The organism is Amycolatopsis kentuckyensis, from assembly GCF_002155975.1.
Taxonomy (GTDB): domain Bacteria; phylum Actinomycetota; class Actinomycetes; order Mycobacteriales; family Pseudonocardiaceae; genus Amycolatopsis; species Amycolatopsis kentuckyensis.
This window is the reverse complement of sequence record NZ_MUMI01000266.1, coordinates 1-6532: the sequence shown is the minus strand read 5'-3', so window position 1 is coordinate 6532 and position 6532 is coordinate 1. Positions and strand designations below refer to the sequence as shown.

Below are 6532 nucleotides of genomic sequence, written 5' to 3'. Positions count from 1 at the left end.
GCCGGTTCGACGCCGCGGCGGCCGCGCTGGACCGCTACCTGCGGGACGCCCAGGCCCGGCTGCTCGAACTCAGCGCACAGCCACCGGGAACACCACGCTGAAGGTGTACGGCAGGCGGATCGTGACGGGGTGGTACCGCCCGTCGACGCCGGGCGCCCAGCCCTGCCAGGCGATCGTGCGGACGAGGGAACACGTGCGGTAGCCGACGGCGGCCGGACCGGCGGCGCGGGCCCTGGCGGCCGGTGCCGAGGTGAGCAGCACAGCGGCCACGGCGGCGGTGGTCGTCGCACGTCGGAAGCACACGCCTCACTCAACCCCGCGGGAACCTCCGACCGGAAAGGATTCGAGCCGGTTCAAATCCGCCGTTCCGGCTGCTACGGTCGGTGAGTGAAGCTTGTTCTGGTCAGTCCGCCGCACCCCGCCCGCCCACTGCTGATCGCCGCAAAAGCCATGCGGCGGCCGACGGCTGAATAAGCTTCGTTGTTCAAGCTGCGGCTCGACGCCGAGACGGTGGCCAGGACACGGTTTTCCCCGTCGCTGGCGGCGGAGTCGCTCGCGTGGCTGAAGCTCGCCGCCGACGCGGGCCGGCACCCGGTGTTCGGCGATCCCGGCCCGCTCGCCCGCGCGGCGCTCGCCCACCCCGACGTCGCGCTGCTCCTGGACCTGCTGCCCCGTCCCGGCGAGGTCTACACGCCGGACCTGCTCACCCCGCAGCCGGGCACGGCCACCCGGCACCGCGACCTGCTCGACGAGCAGATCGCGCGGATCGAGGCGACCGCACAGGACGACGTCGAGACCCAGGTGCTGGCCTACACGCAGGTCCACTGGACCAGACCACTGCCGGTCGCGGCCCGGCGGAGCGTCGAGTCGGGGACGATGCCCCGGCGGCTGGCCAACGGCCTCGCCCGGTTCTGGCGGGACGCGCTGGCCGAGGACTGGGCCGGCCTGCAGGCGGTCCTCGACCGGGACATCACCCACCGCGCGCACGCCATCGCCCGCCACGGCGTCGGCGGGGTGCTCGGCAGCCTGCACCCCACCATCGGCTGGGCCGGTGACGCGATCACGGTCGACAAGCCGTTCGACGGCGAGGCCGACATCTCCGGCCGGGAGCTGGTCCTCGCGCCGGGCGTGCTCAGCTGGCCCGGCACCAGCATCCAGATCGACGTCCCCGGCCAGGTCGTCCTGTGCTACCCGGCGCACGGGGTCGGCACGGGCGCCGACCACCGCCGGGGCCGGATCGCGTCGGTCGTCGGCGCGGCCCGGGCGGCGCTGCTGGCCGACCTCGAACCGCCGCGGTCGACCGCCGAGCTCGCCACCCGGACCGGGTACAGCCCGGGCACCATCTCCTACCACCTGAAGGCCCTGCACCGCGCCGGGCTCGTCAGCAAGGTGCGGGACGGGCGGTTCGTGCTCTACCGGCGAACCGCCCAGGCCGTCGCCCTGCTCGAAGGAGCCGTCAGCAGCTGACGTTCGGTGCGATCCAATCGGCGTACTCGTCCGCTGAACCGTCGCCACCGTCGTCGACCGCGATCGCCAGCTGCTGCACCCCGGTGACCGGAACCGTCACCTTCTGCGGTTTCGTGCCGCGCTGGACGATCCCCGTCGCGAACAGCTCCCGGCCGTCGCCCAGCACCCGGAACGTCACCGTGGCCTGCGCGCCCGACACGTCGTCGACGCCGTACTGGGTCGTGAACGATTTGCACGCCCCGCCCAGGTGCAGGCGGATCACCGAAGGCGCGTGCACACCGATGCCGCTGTTCGGCTCGTAGCCGACGCCGCCGATCGCCATCGCGCGCCCGTTGGCCACGCTGCCGCGTTCCACCGGGCCGAGCCCGTTTTCCGAGTACAGCCACGGCCGCGTGCTCAGGTACGTCGTCCCGGCTCCCGGCGCCGTCACCAGCGGTGTCTCGGCGGAGCCCGCCGCGGACCGCGGGCCGAACTCACTCGTGTACCCGCCGCTCACCCCGACCAGCACCTTCGCCGCCGGCGCTGTCGTCGGCCGCAGCGTGATCTCGTGCGTCACCGTGCTGCCGGGGGAGACCCGCGGGACGTCGACCTGCGCGGGGCTGTCGAGTTCCCAGCCGGACGGCACGGTGATCGCGTACCGCGCGTCGGTGATCGGGGTGTCGCCGTCGTTGGTCAGCGTCACGGTGCCCGGCACCGGCTGGCCGGCCAGGAAGCCCTCGGGCAGGTCCACGCCCAGCGTCACCAGCGGCTCGGCGGGGGACGGCTGCCCCGGCCACGCGCGCAGGAAGACCCCGGACAGCGCGGGCACGGACGTGCGCAGGGTGCCGGTGCTGGTCAGCTCGGCGCCGGTCCACAGGTTGCGGACCCGGTAGGCGGACGCCGCCGCGACGCCGGACTCCGCGAGGTCGAACGGGATCGTCCGGGCGACCGAGCCGCGGTTGAGCAGCAGCACGGCGACCGAGCCGTCGGACATCGGCTTCGCCCAGATCTCGCCGTCGGACAGGTCACGGACCTTGCGGCCCGGGGTGCCCGACCAGTCCTGGTCGACCGCGATCACGTCCCGGTTGGCGATCGTGTCCAGCGGGAACGACTCGTTCGGCATCAGCGGCGCGTTCAGCAGCGCCCACAGCGAGAACTCCGCCCGCCGCACCGGCAGGTCGAGGAAGCTGAAGTTGAGGTAGCCGGGGTCGCTCCAGCCGCCGGGGCCGGTGTGCCCGGCGAGCGGGATCTGCCTGTCCACCTGCGTCATCACGGCGGCGAACGGTTCCGGGAGGTCGCTGGTGAGCTGCCAGGTGTGCGCCCCCGCGCCGGGCGCCCACTCCCACTGGCGGTAGTTCGCCGAGAAGGTGTCGATCATGGCGAGCGCGATCGGCCGCCCGGTGGCCTTGAGCGCGTCGCTCATCTTCTTGACCGCGGCCGTGACGCCGGTCTGGCCGCCGCACGTGTCGTACTCGAGGTAGTCGACGCCCCAGGCCGCGAACGTCTGCGCGTCCAGCTCCTCGTGGTCGCGCGAGCCGGGCATCGCGCTGCCGCAGACGAGCGCGCCGGTGCCGCTGTGCAGCCCGAACTTCAGGCCGTTGGCGTGGACGTACGCGATGAGCCCCGGCAGGTCCGGGTACTTGGCGGTGTCCGGCTGCAGCTTCCCGTCCGCCGCGCGGGTCTTCGCCGCCCAGCACCCCGCGATGTTGACGTAGCTGTAACCCGCGTCCTTCAGGCCGCTGGTGACCAGCATGTCGACCGCCGCGCGGACCTTGGCGTCGTCGATCCGCGGGCACTGGTTCCAGCCGCGGGACCACGAGATGCCCATGGGCGGCTTCGCGGCGATGACCGGTTCGTCGGCGGCCGCCGGTGCGGCGATCGCCGTGCCGAAGGTGAGGAGCGTGAGCAGCAGGACCCCGAACCGTCGCATGGTTCCCTCCCCGGGACGGCGGACAAGATCTCCAGGGTGACGTGGGGGCGAACCGGACATGAGGGGAGAAGTGCCGTCTCCGGGCGGGTGGCCGCCGTCTCCGGGCGGTGGGTGAATTCCCGAGAGGTGCCGGGTAGAAAGGACCGACTGTGCCAAGCCTGCCGAGGAGCCGACGATGCCCCCTGCTGTCCGCCCGCTGGACGGGATCAAGGTCGTCGACCTCTCCCGCATCCTGGCCGGGCCGTACTGCACCCAGTACCTCGGCGAGATGGGCGCGGACGTCGTCAAGGTCGAGCCGCCGGGCCACGGCGACGACACCCGCGGCTGGGGGCCGCCGTTCGTCGGCGACGAGGCCGTCTACTACCTGGCGGCGAACCGGAACAAGCGCGGGATCGTGCTCGACCTCAAGAGCGACCGCGGCCGGGAAGCCCTGCGGCGGCTGGTCGCGGACGCCGACGTCCTGGTCGAGAACTTCCGCCCGGGGACGCTCGAGAAGTGGGGCATCGGGTACGAGGTGTTGTCCGCGCTGAACCCGCGGCTGATCCACGTGTCGATCACCGGCTTCGGCCAGACCGGCCCGTACCGCGACCGCGCGGGCTACGACCTGGTGGCGCAGGCCCTCGGCGGCGTGATGTCGCTGACCGGCGAGCCGGACGGCGCGCCGGCGAAGGTCGGGCTGCCGGTGGCGGATCTGAACGCGGGGACGTGGGCGATCATCGGCGTCCTGATGGCGCTGCAGGCCCGGCACACGACCGGCCGCGGCCAGTACCTCGACGTGTCCCTTTTGGACAGTCAGCTGGCCTGGCACGTGTACGCGGCGGGCGCTGTGTTCTATGACGCGCCACGCCCGCGCCGGATGGGCTCGGCGCACCCGAGCATCGTCCCGTACCAGGGCTACCACGTGGCTGACGGCTGGCTGATCATCGCGGTCGGCAGCGAGAAGCTGTGGCACGCGTTCTGCGGGGTGCTCGGGCTGGATATCGCGGCCGACCCGCGGTTTTCGTCGAACGCTGCGCGCTCGGCGCACCGCGAGGCGTTGAACGCGCTGCTGGAACCGGCGCTCCTGACGCGCACGGCGGCGGAGTGGATGACGGCGTTCGACGAGGCCGGCATCCCGGCGGCCCCGATCAACGAGATCGACGACGTCTACGCGGACCCGTGGGCGGCGGCGCGCGAGCAGGTGGTCCGGCTGCCGCACCCGACGGTGGGGACGTACGTGGGCACGGGCTTCCCGGTGAAGGCATCGGACACCCCGGCGCGGCCGACGTCCGCCCCGCCGACCCTGGGGCAGCACACCGCGGAGGTGCTGGCCGAGCTGGGGTACTCGCCGGCGGAGATCGCGGAGTTCCTGGACTGATGGTAGGGATGGGGGCAGGACTGAGGAGGACCGATGGCAGCACAGCACGCCCTTTGGCACCCGTTCGCCGACATGGGCGCGGTCGACGGCGACCGGATGGTCATCACCCGGGCCGAGGGCTCGTACGTCTGGGACGACGCGGGCCGGAGGTATTTCGACGCGACGGCGTCCCTCTGGTACGCGAACTTCGGCCACGGCCGTCCCGAGATCACCGAAGCGGTTTCCCGTCAGCTGGGTGAGCTCGACTCGTGGAACCTGTTCGGCTACAACGCGAACAGGCCGGCGATCGAGCTGGCGGACCGCGTCGCGGCGTTGGCGCCGGAGCAGGGCTCGAAGGTGTTCTTCGGTTCGGGCGGCGGCGACGCCATCGACACGGCGGTGAAGCTGGCCCGGGCGTACTTCGCGCAGACGGGGCGGCCGGAGAAGGTCCACGTGATCGGCCGTGCCCAGGGCTACCACGGAACCCACGGTTTCGGAACGGCGGTGGGCGGAATCCCGGCCAACGCAACGGGCGTCGGCCCCCAGCCACCGGAGTTCTCGCACGTCCCGTTCGACAACGCGGCGGCGCTGGAGGAGGAGATCGCGCGCATCGGCGCTTCGCGGGTGGCGGCGTTCTTCTGTGAGCCGGTGATCGGAGCGGGCGGGGTCCTGCTGCCACCGGAGGGCTACCTCGAGGAGGTGGCGGCGATCTGCCGCCGTCACGAGGTGCTGTTCGTGGCGGACTGCGTGATCGCGGCCTGGGGCAGGCTGGGAACGTGGTTCGGGATCGATCGCTGGCCGCTGCGGCCGGACATGATCACGACGGCGAAGGGCATCACGGGCGGAACGATCCCGCTGGGAGCATTGGTGGTGGCCCCCAGGGTGGCGGAGCCGTTCTTCACGGGCAAGCCAGGAGCCCCGATCTTCCGCCACGGCCCGACGTACGCAGGCCACCCGGTGGCGTGCGCGGCGGGCTTGGCAACGTTGGACATCTACGAGCGCGAGGGTTTGATCCCCCGAGGCCGCGAACTGGAGAAGCCACTGGCGGACGCGGTATCGGCGGCGGCCGGCCACTCGTTGGTGGCAGAGGTACGAGCCGGTCTGGGCTTCTTGGCGGCGGTGGAGCTGACACCGGAGGTGATGGAAGCGGACCCCGGGGCACCGGTGAAGCTGCAGCGAGCATGCCGGGACGAGGGTGTGATCGTCAGGAACTTGGGCCGCGGGGTGGCGGTATCGCCACCACTGGTGGCGGCGGAGCCAGAGCTGGACCTCCTGGCGGCGGCGTTGCCAAAGGCTTTGGACCGCCTGGCGGCCCAGGTGTGAGGTGGCGAATGGCTCATTCGGGACATGGGGCCCGGATGAGCCGTTCGCGACGCTGGCGCGGGTGGGGCGGTCCGGCCGGAACTCGCGTGCTCCAGCCCGGGACTGGCGTGATTGAGGCCGGAAGTCGCGTGACTGAGGCCGGAACTCGCGTGATTGGGCCCGGGACTGGCGTGTTTGGGGCCGGGACTGGCGTGATTGAGGCCGCAACTCGCGCGAGTGGCCCGGACCTGCGGGGTTGGGGTCAGCTCGCGAGGCTGAAGCCGGACTTGGCGTGATTGGGCCCGGAACTGGCGTGATTGGGCCCGGAACTCGCGTGCACCAGCACGGGACTGGCGTGATTGAGGCCGGAACTGGCGTGATTGGGCCCGGAACTCGCGTGATCGGGCCCGGAGCCCGCGGGGCTGGGGCAAGCCCGAAGCCCGAAGCCGGAAGTCGCGGGCTCCAGCCCGAAACTCGCGTGATTGGGGCCGGAACTCGCGTGATTGGGGCCGGATCTC

At 72.2% G+C, this 6532-nt stretch carries 5 protein-coding genes; 3 read left to right on the top strand and 2 right to left on the bottom strand.

The window, feature by feature from the left end:
* Nucleotides 1-69 precede the first annotated feature (69 nt).
* Entirely contained in the window at nt 70-270 is a 201-nt protein-coding gene (locus tag CCN39_RS25265; RefSeq protein WP_086845967.1) for a hypothetical protein, read from the bottom strand.
* A gap of 210 nt (nt 271-480) precedes the next feature.
* On the opposite strand from CCN39_RS25265, the gene CCN39_RS25260 reads away from it, so the two are divergent.
* Complete coding sequence (locus tag CCN39_RS25260) at nt 481-1467, top strand: DUF5937 family protein (RefSeq protein ID WP_086845965.1); 987 nt, start codon at nt 481-483, stop codon at nt 1465-1467.
* On the opposite strand, the gene CCN39_RS25255 is transcribed toward CCN39_RS25260, so the two are convergent.
* On the bottom strand, nt 1457-3376 hold the full coding sequence (locus tag CCN39_RS25255; RefSeq protein ID WP_158104543.1) for an NPCBM/NEW2 domain-containing protein: 1920 nt from the start codon (nt 3374-3376) through the stop codon (nt 1457-1459). The genes CCN39_RS25260 and CCN39_RS25255 overlap by 11 nt on opposite strands.
* Nucleotides 3377-3551: 175 nt before the next feature.
* On the opposite strand from CCN39_RS25255, the gene CCN39_RS25250 reads away from it, so the two are divergent.
* Nucleotides 3552-4733, top strand: a complete 1182-nt coding sequence (locus CCN39_RS25250; RefSeq protein WP_086845961.1) for a CaiB/BaiF CoA transferase family protein — start codon at nt 3552-3554, stop codon at nt 4731-4733.
* Nucleotides 4734-4766: 33 nt separating this feature from the next.
* Nucleotides 4767-6035 carry an aminotransferase family protein gene (locus CCN39_RS25245; protein WP_086845959.1) on the top strand — a complete coding sequence of 423 codons (1269 nt, stop codon included), beginning with the start codon at nt 4767-4769 and terminating at the stop codon, nt 6033-6035.
* The last annotated feature ends 497 nt before the right edge of the window (nt 6036-6532 follow it).

Excerpts from the sequence above, each read along its gene's own strand:
- CCN39_RS25255 (WP_158104543.1), bottom strand. The coding sequence starts at position 3,376 with ATGCGACGGTTCGGGGTCCTGCTGCTCACGCTCCTCACCTTCGGCACG.
- CCN39_RS25250 (WP_086845961.1), top strand. The coding sequence starts at position 3,552 with ATGCCCCCTGCTGTCCGCCCGCTGGACGGGATCAAGGTCGTCGACCTC.
- CCN39_RS25245 (WP_086845959.1), top strand. The coding sequence starts at position 4,767 with ATGGCAGCACAGCACGCCCTTTGGCACCCGTTCGCCGACATGGGCGCG.